The following is a 14485-nucleotide window of genomic DNA, read 5'->3' as shown; positions in this document are numbered from 1 at the left end:
GACATAGGCATGAGCATGGGCGCAAGCGGAGCTGATCAAGTCGCTGCCAACGCGCCGTCGCCGGTGCTGTCGGTCTCAGGCCTGACGACGTCCTTCCTCCGCGAACGGCAATGGAGTCCCGTCGTCCGCGACGTGTCGTTCGATATTGCCTCGGGGGAAACCGTGGCGATCGTTGGCGAGTCCGGTTCGGGCAAGAGCGTCACCGCGCTCTCGATCATGCGGCTCATTCCGAAGGAGAACGGGCGGGTCGAAGGCAGCGTCCGGCTTGCCGGTCGCGACCTGCTGACGCTGCCCGAAGCGAGCATGAAGGATGTTCGTGGCAACGACATCGCCATGATCTTCCAGGAGCCGATGACGAGCCTCAATCCGGTGCTGACCATCGGCTTCCAGATTGCGGAAGCACTGATCCAGCACCGCGGTCTGTCGCGCGCGGCGGCGGAGGTCGAGACCATTCGCCTGCTCGACCGCGTGCGGATACCTGCGGCGAAATCGCGTTTCCACGAGCATCCGCATCGCTTCTCCGGCGGCATGCGCCAGCGCGTGATGATCGCGATGGCACTGGCCTGCAAGCCGAGGCTGCTGATCGCGGACGAGCCGACCACCGCGCTCGACGTCACGATCCAGGCCCAGATCCTGGAGCTTCTGAAGGAGCTTCAGCAGGAAGAGGGGATGTCGATCCTCTTCATCACCCACGACATGGGCGTGGTGGCCGAGATCGCGGACCGCACCGTGGTGATGTATGGCGGTCAGGCGGTGGAGACCGACGTGACCACGCGCATCTTCGCAGCCCCTTCGCATCCTTATACAAGGGCATTGCTCGCGGCCGTGCCGCGCCTCGGCTCGATGGAGGGGCGGACCCGACCGATGCGGTTTCCGATCGTCGACAAGGTAACGGGCACCGCGGACGAACCGACCGAGACGCCCGATACGGTCTCGATTTCCGAGCGACCGCTGCTTGAAGTCTCCAACCTCACGACGCGCTTTCCAATTCGCTCGGGCCTGTTCGGCAAGGTCTCGGGCCGCGTCCATGCGGTCGAGAACGTTTCCTTCACCTTGCGCGCCGGCGAGACGCTTGCGCTGGTTGGCGAATCCGGCTGCGGCAAATCGACGACGGGCCGCTCCATTCTCAAGCTGACGGAGCCGGACAGCGGCACCGTTCTGGTCGACGGGCAGGATGTGCTGGCGATGAATGCCCGCACCTTGCGTGATTTTCGCAAGCAGATGCAGATCGTGTTCCAGGATCCGTTCGCGAGCCTCAACCCGCGCATGTCGGTGGGAACGGCGATTGCGGCCCCATTGCTCGCCAACGGGCTCGCAACGGCGTCGCAGGCGCGGGAGAAGGTCGCCGACCTGCTCGTCCGCGTTGGCCTCACCGCCGACATGGCCGCGCGCTTTCCGCACGAATTCTCCGGTGGCCAGCGCCAGCGCATCTGTATTGCCCGCGCGCTCGCGCTCGGACCGAAGCTGATCGTCGCGGACGAAGCGGTCTCGGCACTTGACGTCTCGGTCAAGGCGCAGGTCGTCAATCTGATGCTGGATCTTCAGGCCAGCATGGGACTTGCCTATCTTTTCATTTCCCATGATATCGCGGTGGTCGAGCGCATGAGCCATCGCGTCGCGGTGATGTATCTCGGCGAGATCGTCGAGACCGGTCCGCGCGCGGCCTTGTTCGGGAATCCGCAGCATCCCTATACGAAGAAGCTGATGGCGGCCGTGCCGGTGCCCGATCCAGCGCGCCGCGGCACCAGGCGCGAGGTAGCGAACGACGAGATCAGAAGCCCGGTGCGCGCGCCCGACTACCAGCCGCCCGTGCGCCAATATCGCGAGGTGTCGCCGGGCCACGTCGTCCAGGTCTGGGGCGAGGAATGGTCCGCCTGACGTGCGCAGGCCGCAAATCATTTCCGAAATGCACGATGAAGTCGCGCAGCAATCTGTCTGGCAGGTCAACGGTGTTGTCCTTCGCCATGCCGGGCCGGTGACATCACGCTGAAATCACAATGAAATCATCGCGTCGCGGCCCGCTGCACCCGCCCGCCGCGACGGCTTCGTGTTATGCGCTGCAGCTGGACCGTCGGCCGGCGATCTCCGATAATGCGCGGATCTCGGGAGGGCCGGCGAAGACGTGCCTTCGGATGGATTTGCTAGAATGACACAAGCAGGCGTCTACGGGCAGAGGCTCGGGCAGGGCCTTCGCTCGAAGCAAGCACCGGTCCTGATCACGCGTTCGCTGCACAGCGCCGAGCTCGCGGTTACCGAAGTCCGCAACGACGATCCGACACCGGATATTTCCGGCTCGCTGGCGGCGGAAGATGCCTATCTCCTCAGCCTGAAACTCCGCGACTATCCGGATTGCGAATGCTGGGAGGAGGGCCGCTGTGTCACCAAAGCGGATGTTCGCGCAGGTGCGACCTATCTGTACGACCTCAAGCGCGATCCGCGCTATGTGATCGACAAGCCGTTTCACTCGCTCTTCTTCTATTTGCCGCGCTCGGCGCTCAACAGCGTTGCCAGGCAACCGGGCGGGCCGCGCGTTGGCGAGCTCAGCTACGAGCCCGGTGTCGGTCATGACGACGAAGTCGTTCGACATGTCGGCGCCTCGTTGCAGCACGGACTGCGTCGGCCCGACGAGACCAACCAGCTTTTCGTCGATCACATGATGCTCGCGCTCACCGCCCATGTCGCCCAGACCTATGGTGGGCTGAAGCCAGCCGCAGAACCGAGCCGCGGCGGTCTCGCGCCATGGCAGGTGAAGCGTGCGTGTGACCGGCTCGATTCCGATCTCTCGGGCAAGATCGCGCTACAGCTGATCGCGACCGAGCTTGGCCTGTCGGTCAGCCACTTCTCACGCGCATTCCGGATCTCCACCGGCCTGCCGCCGCATCAATGGCTGCTCCAGCAGCGCGTGAAGGCGGCCAAGCAACTCATGACAGTCCGCGACCTGCCGTTGTCCGAGATTGCCATCTCGGCCGGATTTGCCAATCAGAGCCATTTCACCCGCGTGTTCTCGTCCATCGTCGGTGTCAGTCCGGGCGCGTGGCGCCGCGAAACGGATGGCGGACGGGACAAGACTTGAATTTACCGGCGCTTCGACAGCGAGATTGTGTAGGCCGTGCGGCGCGCCGCAAAGATCTCGTCCGGCGGATGGCCGATGCCGTCGGCAAGATTGGCGGGATTGAAGATGGAGCCGTCGCAGGCCTCGTTGGCCTCGAGGCTGGTGATGACGATCGTCCCCAGCCGCACCTGCTCACGGTTGTCCTCGTCCGGCCATCGCAGGGTCACGTCCATGGTGGGATCGCCGGGACGGTCGAGCAAGGCCATCACGTTGAAGCGGACATCGCCGGCTGCGATTCCCCGCGCGAGATCGTCATGGAGGAAATCGGCCGACTTCGTCCTGGCTTCGTCCTCGCTCAAGGTGACGTCGCCGCCGACAGGCGCGACCTTGAACTTGATGAAGCGGGTCTCGTCCTTCGCGTTCGTCGCGGGAAAGGCGTGCACGCCCCAATAGGTCGTGCCGGCAAAGCTGCCGGGCAGCCGGCGTGCCGCGAGGTAGTTCGCCTGGTTCAGTGTTTCAGGATTGTCCGCGGAAAAGGCCCGGACCTTCTCGATGTCAGGCTTGCCGTCCGCGCCCGGAATGCGCGCCTCGAGGAAGGCGAGCATCTGGTCGAGCGTCCGTGCAAAATGCACCGGAGCGGTTTCCGTCAGGATGTCCGAGCGATGGGCGTCGTCGCCAAGCCTGAAGCTGAAGCCGCGCAGCACGAGGTTGTCGGTGTCGGTCACCCCGGAATTGCCGCCGCCGACGGAGAAGCGCGCGAGCACACGCGAGGGCTTGGTGAAGCTCAGCGATCGCGTAACCTCTGCCGCGCGGTCGGACGGGGCGTAGGTTCCGCGCACACATCGCCCCTTAGCGAAGCTCGCGCGCACCTTCGGCGGATTGCCTGCGACCGCCTTCAATGCCTCGACGACCGCGGCGGGTGTTGCAGCTGGGGTGGGAAGTTCGGATATGGCTTGGCCTCCGGGGCGAGCGGCATGGCCAGGTTTTAGGTCTGGTGCAGCGCCAGCGTCTTTCCCAAAGCAGCGCTGCCTTGTCCAATCCTGCTGAAAGAAATTTGGCGCGGCTTCAGGAGTTCACGTGCACGAAATCCCGCAGCAGCGGATAGATTTCGTTGTTCCAGCGCTTGCCCGAGAACACGCCGTAATGGCCGACGCCGGCCTGCATGTGGTGCACACGGCGATAGGCGCGCACGCCGGTGCAGAGGTCTTGCGCGGCCAGCGTCTGGCCGATCGAGCAGATGTCGTCCTTCTCGCCCTCGACCGTCATCAGCCCCATGCGGCTGACGGCCTTGGTGTTCACCGGACGTCCCCGATGCATCAGCTTGCCCTGGGGCAGAAGGTGCTCCTGGAACACGTCGCGCACGGTCTCGATATAGAATTCCGCGGGCAGGTCCATCACGGCGAAATATTCGTCGTAGAAGGTCTTGATGCTGGCCGCCTTCTCCTTCTCGCCCTTGGCGATGTGATCGGCGAGATCGATATGCTGCTTGATGTGGCGCTCGAGATTCATCGAGACGAAGGCGGTGAGCTGCACGAAGCCGGGATAGACTTTCCGCAAGGCACCGCGGCACTGCATCGGCACGTAGTTGATCAGGTTCTGCTCGAACCAGTCGATCGGCCTGCTCTTGGCGAATTCGTTGACTCTGGTCGGCTGGATGCGCGTGTCGATCGGGCCGGCCATCAGCGTCAACGTCGCCGGCCGCGAAGGATGGTTGCCCTCGCACATGATCGCGGCGGCCGCGAGTGCAGAGACCGAGGGCTGGCAGATCGCGACCATGTGCGGGCGCGGGCCCAGTTGGCCGAGGAAGTCGATCAGATGCTCTGTGTAGTCGTCGAGCCCGAAACGGCCCTCGCTGCGGGGAATGTCGCGCGGATTGTGCCAGTCGGTGATGTAGACGTCGTGATCCTGCAGCAGCGTCTTCACGGTGCCGCGTAGCAGCGTCGCGAAATGGCCGGACATCGGCGCCACCAGCAGCATGCGCGGCTGTTCGCCCACGCCTTCCTTCTTGAAGCGCAGCAGCGAGCCGAACGGAGTCGCATAAGCGATCTCCTCGGTCACGGCGACCTCGCGATTGCCGACCATGACGCTGTCGATGCCGTAGGCGGGGCGGTGGTAGGTGAGGGTGGAGCGGGAGATCAGCTCCAGCGCGGCCGACAGCCGGCCGACGACCTGATCCGATAAGCCCTGCGGCACCAGATTGAGGAATTTGAGCGCGGACGAAGCCCCCGACCGCCACGGCGCCGTCAGGTCCATATGGTTCTGAAAGGCCTGATAATACATCGACATCATACTGAAACGCCCACCTGTCCCCGTGCTGTTATGCAATATCGGAGCCAAACCGGAGATGGGCCGCCCTCAAGATTGGCACGTCGCTTGCTGCTCTTTTCGCGGGAAGCACAGGCGGTGCGCACTCGGCAGTCCGGGCGGGTGCAAGTCACAGGCGTGAGGGAAGGCCACATGGCGAAGGCGACACTGACCATCAGCAGCAAGAACTATTCGTCCTGGTCGCTGCGTGGCTGGCTGCTGACGAAGTTTTCCGGGCTCGATTTCGAGGAGATCGTCACCGCGCCGGACGACGCGTCGGCGCGCGCCGAAATCCTGCTGTTGTCATCGTCGATCCTGGTGCCGTGCCTGCGGCACGACGGCGCGATCGTCTGGGATACGCTGGCAATCGCCGAATATCTCAACGAGGCGATGCCGGATGCAGGGCTGTTGCCCGCGGATCGCGTCCAGCGCGCGCATTGCCGCTCGATCTGCGGCGAAATCCATTCCGGCTTCACCACCTTGCGCGCCTCGCTGCCGGTCAATCTGAAGGGGCACTTCCCCGGCTTCAAGATCTGGTCGCGCGCGCAGGCCGACATCGATCGCGTCTGGGCGATCTGGCGCGACTGCCTGGACAAATCGGGCGGGCCCTTCCTGTTCGGCGAGACCCGCACCATGGCTGATGCGATGTACGCCCCGGTGGTGACGCGCTTCGTGACCTATAACGTCAAGCTTGAGCCGCAGCTGCAGGCCTATGCCGATACCATCATGGCCATGCCGGAGATGAAGGAATGGATCGCGGCGGCAAAGGATGAGCCGGCTGAGATCGAGGAGCTCGAGGTCGAATATTAGGCAGGCCGGGTGCCATCTGCCTGTTTTGGAAGCGAGCATCCAATCGCCGCACCCGCGGTCATGTCATTGAAGCCGTTAACTTTTGACGCCCATGGCTGGCTGGCCCTGCTCAAGCGGTGCGCAGATATTGTATGCGCCTGGTGGCCAGTTGCGACATCTAGCCGTGAACAGGCGCGTACGGGGCCCTACGGCTGATTCGGACGCGATTCGTTCGGGCCGCGTTCCGAAGGTTAAGCCGGGACGCGACCCCGTTGCATTTTGAGACAGACATCAGTGCTCAGGCCACGCCCGAATGCTTCATGCGCGGGACGCGCCAGCCGATGACGGTAGCTTCAACTGCGACGCCGGCCGTGTGGTTCTGCCAGCGTCCCTCGACATAGCGGCAGGCGAACGGCAGCTGATAAGTCCCGCTGTGGTCCTCGCACAGCACTTCGACTGCAAGGCCAGGCGGCGGTTCTCCGGCGCCGTCGAATTCCGCCAGTCGTCTGTCGCGCGTTGCCATCAAAAACTCCCCTAAACAAAGCCGCGGAAGGAGCGCCCATTTCCTCCGCGTGCAGATCATCGCTCCCCGTCCGAGGGAACAGCTGCAAGCTCAACGCGAGAATGCGGTGCGAGTGTGGTAGCCTCGACAGGCCGCGTGCAAAAAGCGCACATTGCCGTGATTGATTTGACGAGGAACCTGCATGCTGCTTCGAGGCACCGGCGTCTGCTTCGCGATGTTGCTGCTCGCCACGCTGGCGATTGCGCCGGTCCGCGCGCAGGACGTGCCCGGCATCGAGATCTGCACCGTCGAGAAGACCATGGAGCGCCGCACCAGCTGCCTCCAGAGCAACGTCGACTTCCTCCAGAAGACGATCACCAGGCTGAATCTCGATCACCAGCAGAAGCTGGATGCCGCGGGCCGCCAGATCGACGCGTTGAAGACGACGGTGGCCGGCTTGCAGAAGATGCTCGGCGATCTCCAGAGCGCGCAGGCGAAGACCGCGGAGGATGTAAAGAAGAAACAGGATGCGTCGCCGCCGAAAGATGCGGCGAAATAGGCGCCGCGCTCAGGCGACGCGATATCGCTCCATCACGCTGCGGTCGGGCTCATAGCCGAGTCCAGGTCCGGTCGGCACCGCGACATGGCCGGTGGCATCGACATCGGCGCGGCCGCCCCAGAGGCAGGCCTCGCGCTTCAGGTAAAACATCTCGACCAACCCGTCGTCGCGCCCTGCCAGGAGATGCAAGGTCGCCAGCAGGCCGGGGCCGAAATACGGGGAGTGCGGAACGATCTTGACGCCTTGCCGATCCGCGAGCGCCGCAACCTTCAGAAATTCCGTGATGCCGCCGACCTTGATCACCGACGGCTGGGCGTGGCTGACCGCGCCCGCATCCATCATCTGGCGGAATTGATATTCCGTGCAGGCGTTCTCGCCGGCGGCGACGCCGAGTCCGCCCTTGCTGCGGACCTCGGCGAGCGCCGTAAAATCCTCCGGCGGCCAAATCGGCTCCTCGAGGAACATCGGCTGCGCGTCCCGGCATGTCCTGGCGAACGCGATCGCCTCTTCGCCTGATAGCGGGCAGTTCATGTCCACCATCAGCGGAATGCCGGGCCCGATCGCCGCGCGCGCGGCAAACACCGCCGGCGCCGTGGTCTCGTGCAGCTTGATGGCGCCATAGCCGAGCGCGAGAGCCTTCTTGCATTCGGCGGCGATGTTGTCGGGCGAACCGATCCGCAACAGGCTCGCATAGGCCGGAATGGCCGGCCGCCTGGTGCCGCCGAGCAGGCGGTGCAGCGGGACGCCCTCGATCTTGGCGGCGAGGTCCCACAGCGCGATGTCGAGCCCGGAGATCGCGAACATGGTGATGCCGTAACGCCCGAACAGATGCAGATTGCGCTGGATCTGCTCAATCACCGCGGGAATGCCGGCGGCATCGGGAACCTCCAGCCCGCGGGCCTGCGGTGCGATCATTTCCTCGACGGCAGTGTGCGTGGTGCGGGGGCAGACATAGGCAAAGGCATCGCCCCAGCCGGTCAACCCGGCGTCGGTGGTGACCTCGACGATCACCATGTCGAGGGCGGTGATGGCGGAGGCGCCCTGACGGAAGCTCGCGACACCGGCGTCATAGGGGATGCGGATATGATGCGCCCGCACATCGGTGATCTTCATGATGGGGTTCCTCCTGCTTTCTCGTGAGCGGTTTCAAGGACGTCCCGAGTGTAGCCATGAACGCCCGGATGTTGCCAGCGGCTGGTCCGGCGTTATCCTCTTGCTGGATCGCAACGCCGATCAAGCGAAGCCTGCGGACTTCCGTGCATCATGGTTGCGCTTCGAACGAGAAACGCCATGAACCCAGCCCAGCGCGCGCTCTGGTATGTCGAGAGCCATCTGGCCGAGCCTATGACGCTCGACGAGATTGCTGCGATATCAGGCGTGTCGCGGTTCCACATCGTGCGCGCGTTTGCCGCAGCCACCGGCCTGCCGGTGATGCGGTACGTGCGCGCGCGGCGGCTGAGCGGAGCGGCGCGCAGTCTTGCGAACGGCGCGCCGGACATCCTCTCGCTGGCGCTGGAGGCGGATTACGGCTCGCACGAAGCATTCACCCGCGCGTTCCGCGACCAGTTCGGCACCACGCCCGAAGCGGTGCGCGCCGCGCAATGCACCGGCCATCTCAAGCTTCAGGAGCCGATCCTCATGGACTCGACCATCTCCGACAAACTCGCCGCCCCGCGCTTCGAAACCACAAAGGCCTTCCTCATCGCAGGCATCAACGAGCGCATCTCCTGCGACAACGGCGCGGTGATTCCCGGACTGTGGCAGCGCTTCCACCAGGATGTCGCCGACATTCCCGCGCGCGTTGGACCGGTCGCCTATGGCGTCTGCTGCAACGGCGACGATGCCGGCAATTTCGACTACATCGCCGGCGTCGAGGTCGCCGATTTCTCCGAGCTGCCCCGCCGCTTCGGCCGTATCCGTATCCCCGAGCAGCGCTATGCGGTGTTCACCCACGCCGACCACGTCGCCTCGATCAGGCGCACCGTCAACGCTATCTGGAATCAGTGGTTGCCGGCCTCCGGCCTGAAGGCTGCCGATGCGCCGAACTTCGAACGCTACGACGAGAAATTCGATCCCGCCACCGGCAATGGCGGCCTGGAGATTTGGATACCCGTGCGAGATTAGTGCGCAACGCTGGCATACCATCCCGCTTGCTTGGCAAGCCCCGGCGACTTTGTCATAACCGCAGTCAATCTTGCGTGTGGGGCCCGTGCCGGACATCCCGTGCAAGTCATAACAAGCAGCCGGGAGGGTCCCACATGTCCAACGTCCGCGTTCTCGCCACCGACCTCGAATTTCCCGAAGGGCCGGTCGTGATGCCGGACGGCTCGGTGGTGCTGGTGGAAATCCGCGGCCAGCGCCTGACCCGAATCCATCCCGACGGGCGCAAGGAGATCGTCGCGAAAATTCCGGGCGGTCCGAACGGCGCAGCCCTCGGGCCCGACGGCAAGATCTACATCTGCAACAATGGCGGCTTCTCCTGGATCCCGACCCGCAACATGATCATGCCGGGTCCGCAGCCCGACGATTATCTCGGCGGCTCGATCCAGCGCGTCGATCTCCAAGCGGGCAAGATCGAGACCGTCGTGACCAAATGTGGCGAGCACGATCTGCGCGGGCCGAACGATCTGGTGTTCGACAAGCAGGGCGGCCTCTGGTTCTCCGATCTCGGCAAGCGCCGCGCGCGCGAGATGGACGTTGGCGGCATGTATTATCTCAAGCCCGGCATGAAGGAGATCGTCGAAATCGTCCACGGCGTGTTGCCGGCGAACGGCATCGGTCTGTCGCCCGACGAGACCACCGTCTACATCGCGGAGACGCCGACGGGCCGGCTCTGGGCCTACGAGCTCTCCGCGCCCGGCACGCTCAAGCCGCGCGACGTGATCTATCGCGGCGAGCGGGGCAAACCGATCTGCGGCCTCGGCGGCTACCAGATGTTCGACTCGCTCGCGGTCGAAGCGAACGGCAATGTCTGCGTCGCCACCCTCGTCTCCGGCTGCATCTCGGTGATCGCGCCTGATGGTACCTTGGTCGAGCAGGTCCCGACCGGCGACCGCGTCACCACCAACATCGCCTTCGGCGGCCCCGAGCTGAAGACCGCCTACATCACGCTCTCAGGCAAGGGCGAGCTGATCGCCATGGACTGGCCGCGCAGCGGTTTGCCGTTGAACTTTTTGAACAAGTGAGCCAAGCCGTCATTGCGAGGAGCGAAGCAATCCGGCAGACCCTCACCCTGAGGAGCGCGTCCTTTGCGCGCGTCTCGAAGGGCGAGGCCACCAGCGCGGGGCCTTCATCCTTCGAGACGCGCGTGCCGCGCTCCTCAGGATGAGGAGCTGACAGCCTGGATTGCTTCGCTCCGCTAGCAATGACAACAGAGAGAGACCCGCAATGCCCTGGCCTGATCCCATCACCCTGCGCGGACAGCATGCCGGTCTGGAGCCGCTGTCGCATCAGCACCGCGAGGAGCTGGTCGAGGCCGTGAAGGACGGCGAGCTCTCCACCCTCTGGTACACCGCGATTCCGACGCCGGACAACATGGGCAAGGAAATCGACCGCCGGCTCGGTCTTCAGGCCGCGGGCTCGATGCTCCCCTTCACCGTGTTCGATGGCAGCGGCAAGATCGTGGGCATGACGACCTATATGAACATCGATGCCGCCAACCGCCGCGTCGAGATCGGCTCGACCTGGTACGGCAAGAGCGCGCAGCGCGGCCCGCTCAACACGCAGTGCAAGCTGCTGCTGCTCACCCATGCCTTCGAAGCCCTCGACTGCATCGCGGTGGAATTCCGCACGCATTTCTTCAATCACCAGAGCCGCCGCGCCATCGAGCGCCTGGGCGCCAAGCAGGACGGCATCCTGCGCAGCCACCAGGTCGCGCCCAACGGCACGCTCCGCGACACCGTGGTCTACAGCATCACCGCGGCCGAATGGCCGACCGTGCGAACGCATTTGAATTATCAACTCAACGACAAGCCGCGCTAGAGGCGGCCGAGGCACCATGGACAGATTTGATTATGTGATCGTCGGCGCGGGCTCCGCCGGCTGCGTGCTTACCAGCCGGCTGAGCGAAGATCCTGCGACCAGCGTCTGTGTGCTCGAGGCGGGCCCGAGCGACTGGCATCCCTACATCCATTTGCCGGCGGGCTTCATCAAGACCTTCCACATGAAGAGCATCAACTGGGCCTACCAGCAGGAGGTCGGGCCCTGGACCGGCGGGCGCAGCATCTACGCGCCGCGGGGCAAGACGCTCGGCGGCTCGTCCTCGATCAACGGCCATATCTACAATCGCGGCCAGCGCATGGATTTCGACACCTGGGCGCAGATGGGCAATCGTGGCTGGGGCTATGCCGACGTGCTGCCCTATTTCCGGCGGCTGGAGAAACGGGTCGGCGAGGGCGAGGACATTTATCGAGGCCGCGACGGCAATCTCACCGTCACCACCATGAACTGGCGTGATCCGCTTTGCGAAGCCTTCATGGAGGGCGCGGTCTCGCTCGGGATTCCCCGCAATCCCGATTACAATGGCGCGATGCAGGAAGGCGTCTCCTACTGCCAGCGCACCATCGACAAGGGTCTGCGCGTCTCGGCTTCCACAGCCTTCCTCAAGCCCGCGATGAAGCGGCCGAACGTCCATGTCCACACCCACGCGCATGCGACCGAGATCATCTTCGAGGGCAAGCGCGCCGTCGGCGTGCGCTACATGAAAGGCGGCTCGGGCGGCACGCCGGTCGAAGTCCGCGCCAACAAGGAGGTGATCCTGTCCGGCGGCACTTATAATTCGCCGCAGCTCTTGCAGCTCTCCGGCATCGGCTCGCCGGATTTGTTGGGCGCCCACGGCATCGCCGTGCGTCACGCGCTTCCGGTCGGCGAAGGCCTGCAGGATCACTACGCCCCGCGCACGGTGGCGCGCGTCAAGGACATCAGGACCATCAACGAGCTCCGCCGTGGTTGGCGTCTCTGGGTCGAGGCGATGAAATGGGCGACTGCGCGCAAAGGCCTGCTGTCGCTGTCGCCGACCATGGTCTACTGTTTCTGGCATTCCGGCGAGAGCGCGGAAAGCTCCGATTTGCAGCTCACCTTCACGCCGGCGAGCTACAAGGAAGGCGTGCAGGGCCAGCTCGAGGACGAGCCCGGCATGACGGTGGCCTCCTGGCAGCAGCGCCCCGAGAGTCGCGGCTATGTCCGCATCCGCTCGTCTGATCCGTTCGCGCCGCCGATCATCCAGACCAACTATCTCGACGCCGAGCTCGACCGCCGCGTCATCGTCGGCGGCATGAAGCTCGCGCGCAAGCTTTTGAAGAGCGCGCCGCTGTCGCCCTATTACGCCTACGAGGATTTCCCCGGCCCCAACATCAACACCGACGACGAGTTCTTGGCCGCCGCCACCGAGCGCGGCACCACCACTTTCCACCCCGGCTGCACCTGCCGCATGGGCCCGGCGGATTCCACCTGGGCGGTGGTCGACGACCAGCTCCGCGTCCACGGATTGCAAGGTCTCCGCGTCATCGATGCGTCCGTGATGCCGCGCATGATCTCGGCGAATTTGAATGCGTCGACCATGATGATCGCCGACCGCGCCTCGGACCTGATCCGCGGCAAGCAGCCGATGGAAGCCGCACGCGTGCCGGACGCGGCGGTGGCGTAGCAACGTCTCGTGCCCCGGACGCAGCGGAGCGCGTCCGGGACACTTGAGTGTGTTGTCTTGCTCCGTCATTGCGAGCGCAGCGAAGCAATCCAGTATCTTTCCGCGGAGGCAGCCTGGATTGCTTCGCTGCGCTCGCAATGACGATGTGGAGAGAGTGAGCCACACTCTGGAATACTGGATCGCCCGGCTTGACCGGGCGATCCAGTATTCCAGAGGCGGTTACGATCGAGTCGAGAAGCCGCGGCGTACTGGATTCCCCGCCTTCGCGGGGAATGACACCGGAAGCTGGGGCGGCAGCGGAGTGCGCTCCAACCTACACTTCCCTCCGGCTCAAGAACGCCAGCCGCTCGAACAGATGCACATCTTGCTCGTTCTTGAGCAGCGCACCGTGCAGCGGCGGGATCAGCTTGCGCGGATCGCGTTCGCGCAACTGCTCGACGCTCATGTCTTCGTTGAGCAACAGCTTGAGCCAGTCGAGCAGTTCGGAGGTGGACGGCTTCTTCTTCAGGCCGGGCACCTCGCGGACCTCGAAGAAGATGCGCAGGGCTTCCTCGACCAGCCGCTTCTTGATGCCGGGAAAATGGACGTCGACGATCCGGGTCATGGTGTCGGCGTCGGGGAACTTGATGTAGTGGAAGAAGCAGCGGCGCAGGAACGCGTTCGGCAGCTCCTTCTCGTTGTTGGAGGTGATCATCATGATCGGGCGCTGCTTCGCCTTGATCGTCTCGCCGGTCTCGTAGACATGGAATTCCATGCGGTCGAGCTCGAGCAAAAGATCGTTCGGGAATTCGATGTCGGCCTTGTCGATCTCGTCGATCAGCAGCACCGGGCGCTGCTCGGCGGTGAAGGCATCCCACAGCTTGCCGCGCTTGATGTAGTTCTTGATGTCGGACACGCGGGCATCACCGAGCTGGCTGTCGCGCAGGCGCGACACCGCGTCGTATTCGTAGAGTCCCTGCTGCGCCTTGGTGGTGGACTTGATGTGCCAGGTCAGGAGCGGGGCGTTCAGCGCCTTCGCCACTTCCTCCGCCAGCACTGTCTTGCCGGTGCCGGGCTCGCCCTTGATGAGCAGCGGGCGCTCCAGCACGATCGAGGCGTTGACCGCGACCTTGAGATCGTCGGTCGCAACATAGTCCTTGGTGCCGGTAAATTTCATCGCGCGTCCTTGTTGGTCGTCGTCCCAGGCATTGCCAGTTTGAATTGCCAGTTTCATGGCCCTGGTCCAACAAACGGAACGGCCGCGCGTGGCGGCCGTTCCTGGTTCGGTCAGGCTTTCAGACCCGTTTTATCAGCGAAAGGATGACGAGCACAATCACCGCGCCGATCGTGGCATCCACGATGGCCCCGACCGTGCCCCTTGCGAGCTGGATATGCAGCTGAGGCAGAATCCAGCTGGCCACGAGCGCACCGATGATGCCGACGACGATGTTGCCGATCAGCCCAAATCCCGCCCCGTGGACAATCTTGCCGGCAAGCCAGCCTGCGATCGCGCCAATGATGAGCGCTGCGAGAATTCCCATTGCAAACGTCCCCAAAACAACCCCGTGAGACTGCCAATTCTAGAGCAAAAAGCCTCCCGGTCCAGCGCAGAGCGATGGCCTCCGCCCCTTGACGTTCGCCCCCCGACGGGCAATC

General features: G+C 64.2%; 14 protein-coding genes. 8 read left to right on the top strand and 6 right to left on the bottom strand.

The genetic code is table 11. The annotated features are described in order from the left end of the window. The first annotated feature begins 9 nt into the window (after positions 1–9). Together AC0L3S_RS12775 and AC0L3S_RS12770 are read left to right on the top strand one after the other, a co-directional pair. Positions 10–1878, top strand: coding sequence for an ABC transporter ATP-binding protein (locus AC0L3S_RS12775; RefSeq protein ID WP_473279309.1), 1869 nt, complete (start codon positions 10–12; stop codon positions 1876–1878). A gap of 268 nt (positions 1879–2146) precedes the next feature. Then, a complete protein-coding gene (locus AC0L3S_RS12770) occupies positions 2147–3073 on the top strand; it encodes a helix-turn-helix domain-containing protein (RefSeq protein ID WP_085361471.1) in 927 nt (308 codons plus the stop codon). 2 nt (positions 3074–3075) lie between these two features. On the opposite strand, the gene AC0L3S_RS12765 is transcribed toward AC0L3S_RS12770, so the two are convergent. Further along, on the bottom strand, positions 3076–4002 hold the full coding sequence (locus AC0L3S_RS12765) for a catalase family peroxidase (protein WP_473263060.1): 927 nt from the start codon (positions 4000–4002) through the stop codon (positions 3076–3078). A gap of 115 nt (positions 4003–4117) precedes the next feature. Beyond that, the gene (locus tag AC0L3S_RS12760; protein WP_084777503.1) at positions 4118–5341 is read right to left on the bottom strand and encodes a polyhydroxyalkanoate depolymerase; all 1224 of its coding nucleotides are present in this window, start codon (positions 5339–5341) and stop codon (positions 4118–4120) included. A 168-nt stretch (positions 5342–5509) separates the two neighbouring features. Here AC0L3S_RS12760 and AC0L3S_RS12755 point away from each other — a divergent pair, with 168 nt between their 5' ends. Next, the gene (locus AC0L3S_RS12755) at positions 5510–6166 is read left to right on the top strand and encodes a glutathione S-transferase family protein (protein ID WP_473263018.1); all 657 of its coding nucleotides are present in this window, start codon (positions 5510–5512) and stop codon (positions 6164–6166) included. Positions 6167–6443: 277 nt separating this feature from the next. On the opposite strand, the gene AC0L3S_RS12750 is transcribed toward AC0L3S_RS12755, so the two are convergent. Next, positions 6444–6668, bottom strand: a complete 225-nt coding sequence (locus AC0L3S_RS12750) for a hypothetical protein (RefSeq protein WP_007595594.1) — start codon at positions 6666–6668, stop codon at positions 6444–6446. 181 nt (positions 6669–6849) lie between these two features. Between AC0L3S_RS12750 and AC0L3S_RS12745 the strand changes: the two genes are divergently transcribed. Beyond that, positions 6850–7206: a hypothetical protein gene (locus AC0L3S_RS12745; RefSeq protein WP_473279308.1), complete on the top strand. Its 357-nt coding sequence runs from the start codon at positions 6850–6852 to the stop codon at positions 7204–7206. A gap of 9 nt (positions 7207–7215) precedes the next feature. Here the strand turns inward: AC0L3S_RS12745 and AC0L3S_RS12740 are convergent, their stop codons facing one another. Beyond that, complete coding sequence (locus tag AC0L3S_RS12740) at positions 7216–8319, bottom strand: mandelate racemase/muconate lactonizing enzyme family protein (RefSeq protein WP_473279307.1); 1104 nt, start codon at positions 8317–8319, stop codon at positions 7216–7218. 177 nt (positions 8320–8496) lie between these two features. Here AC0L3S_RS12740 and AC0L3S_RS12735 point away from each other — a divergent pair, with 177 nt between their 5' ends. From AC0L3S_RS12735 to AC0L3S_RS12720, 4 genes are all read left to right on the top strand, one after another. After that, positions 8497–9330 carry a GyrI-like domain-containing protein gene (locus tag AC0L3S_RS12735; protein ID WP_473279306.1) on the top strand — a complete coding sequence of 278 codons (834 nt, stop codon included), beginning with the start codon at positions 8497–8499 and terminating at the stop codon, positions 9328–9330. A 134-nt stretch (positions 9331–9464) separates the two neighbouring features. Further along, positions 9465–10391 carry an SMP-30/gluconolactonase/LRE family protein gene (locus tag AC0L3S_RS12730; protein ID WP_473279305.1) on the top strand — a complete coding sequence of 309 codons (927 nt, stop codon included), beginning with the start codon at positions 9465–9467 and terminating at the stop codon, positions 10389–10391. Between the two features lie 202 nt (positions 10392–10593). Next, positions 10594–11187, top strand: a complete 594-nt coding sequence (locus AC0L3S_RS12725) for a GNAT family N-acetyltransferase (RefSeq protein WP_473279304.1) — start codon at positions 10594–10596, stop codon at positions 11185–11187. A gap of 16 nt (positions 11188–11203) precedes the next feature. Continuing rightward, positions 11204–12850 carry a GMC family oxidoreductase gene (locus AC0L3S_RS12720; protein WP_473279303.1) on the top strand — a complete coding sequence of 549 codons (1647 nt, stop codon included), beginning with the start codon at positions 11204–11206 and terminating at the stop codon, positions 12848–12850. Positions 12851–13163: 313 nt separating this feature from the next. Here the strand turns inward: AC0L3S_RS12720 and AC0L3S_RS12715 are convergent, their stop codons facing one another. Further along, positions 13164–14006 carry an AAA family ATPase gene (locus tag AC0L3S_RS12715; RefSeq protein ID WP_473279373.1) on the bottom strand — a complete coding sequence of 281 codons (843 nt, stop codon included), beginning with the start codon at positions 14004–14006 and terminating at the stop codon, positions 13164–13166. Between the two features lie 118 nt (positions 14007–14124). After that, positions 14125–14370 carry a GlsB/YeaQ/YmgE family stress response membrane protein gene (locus tag AC0L3S_RS12710; RefSeq protein WP_473279302.1) on the bottom strand — a complete coding sequence of 82 codons (246 nt, stop codon included), beginning with the start codon at positions 14368–14370 and terminating at the stop codon, positions 14125–14127. Positions 14371–14485: the final 115 nt, after the last annotated feature.

Source organism: Bradyrhizobium sp. Ken01, from assembly GCF_055807355.1.
Note: the sequence above shows the minus strand (reverse complement) of the source record. Positions and strands in the feature narration are given on the sequence as shown.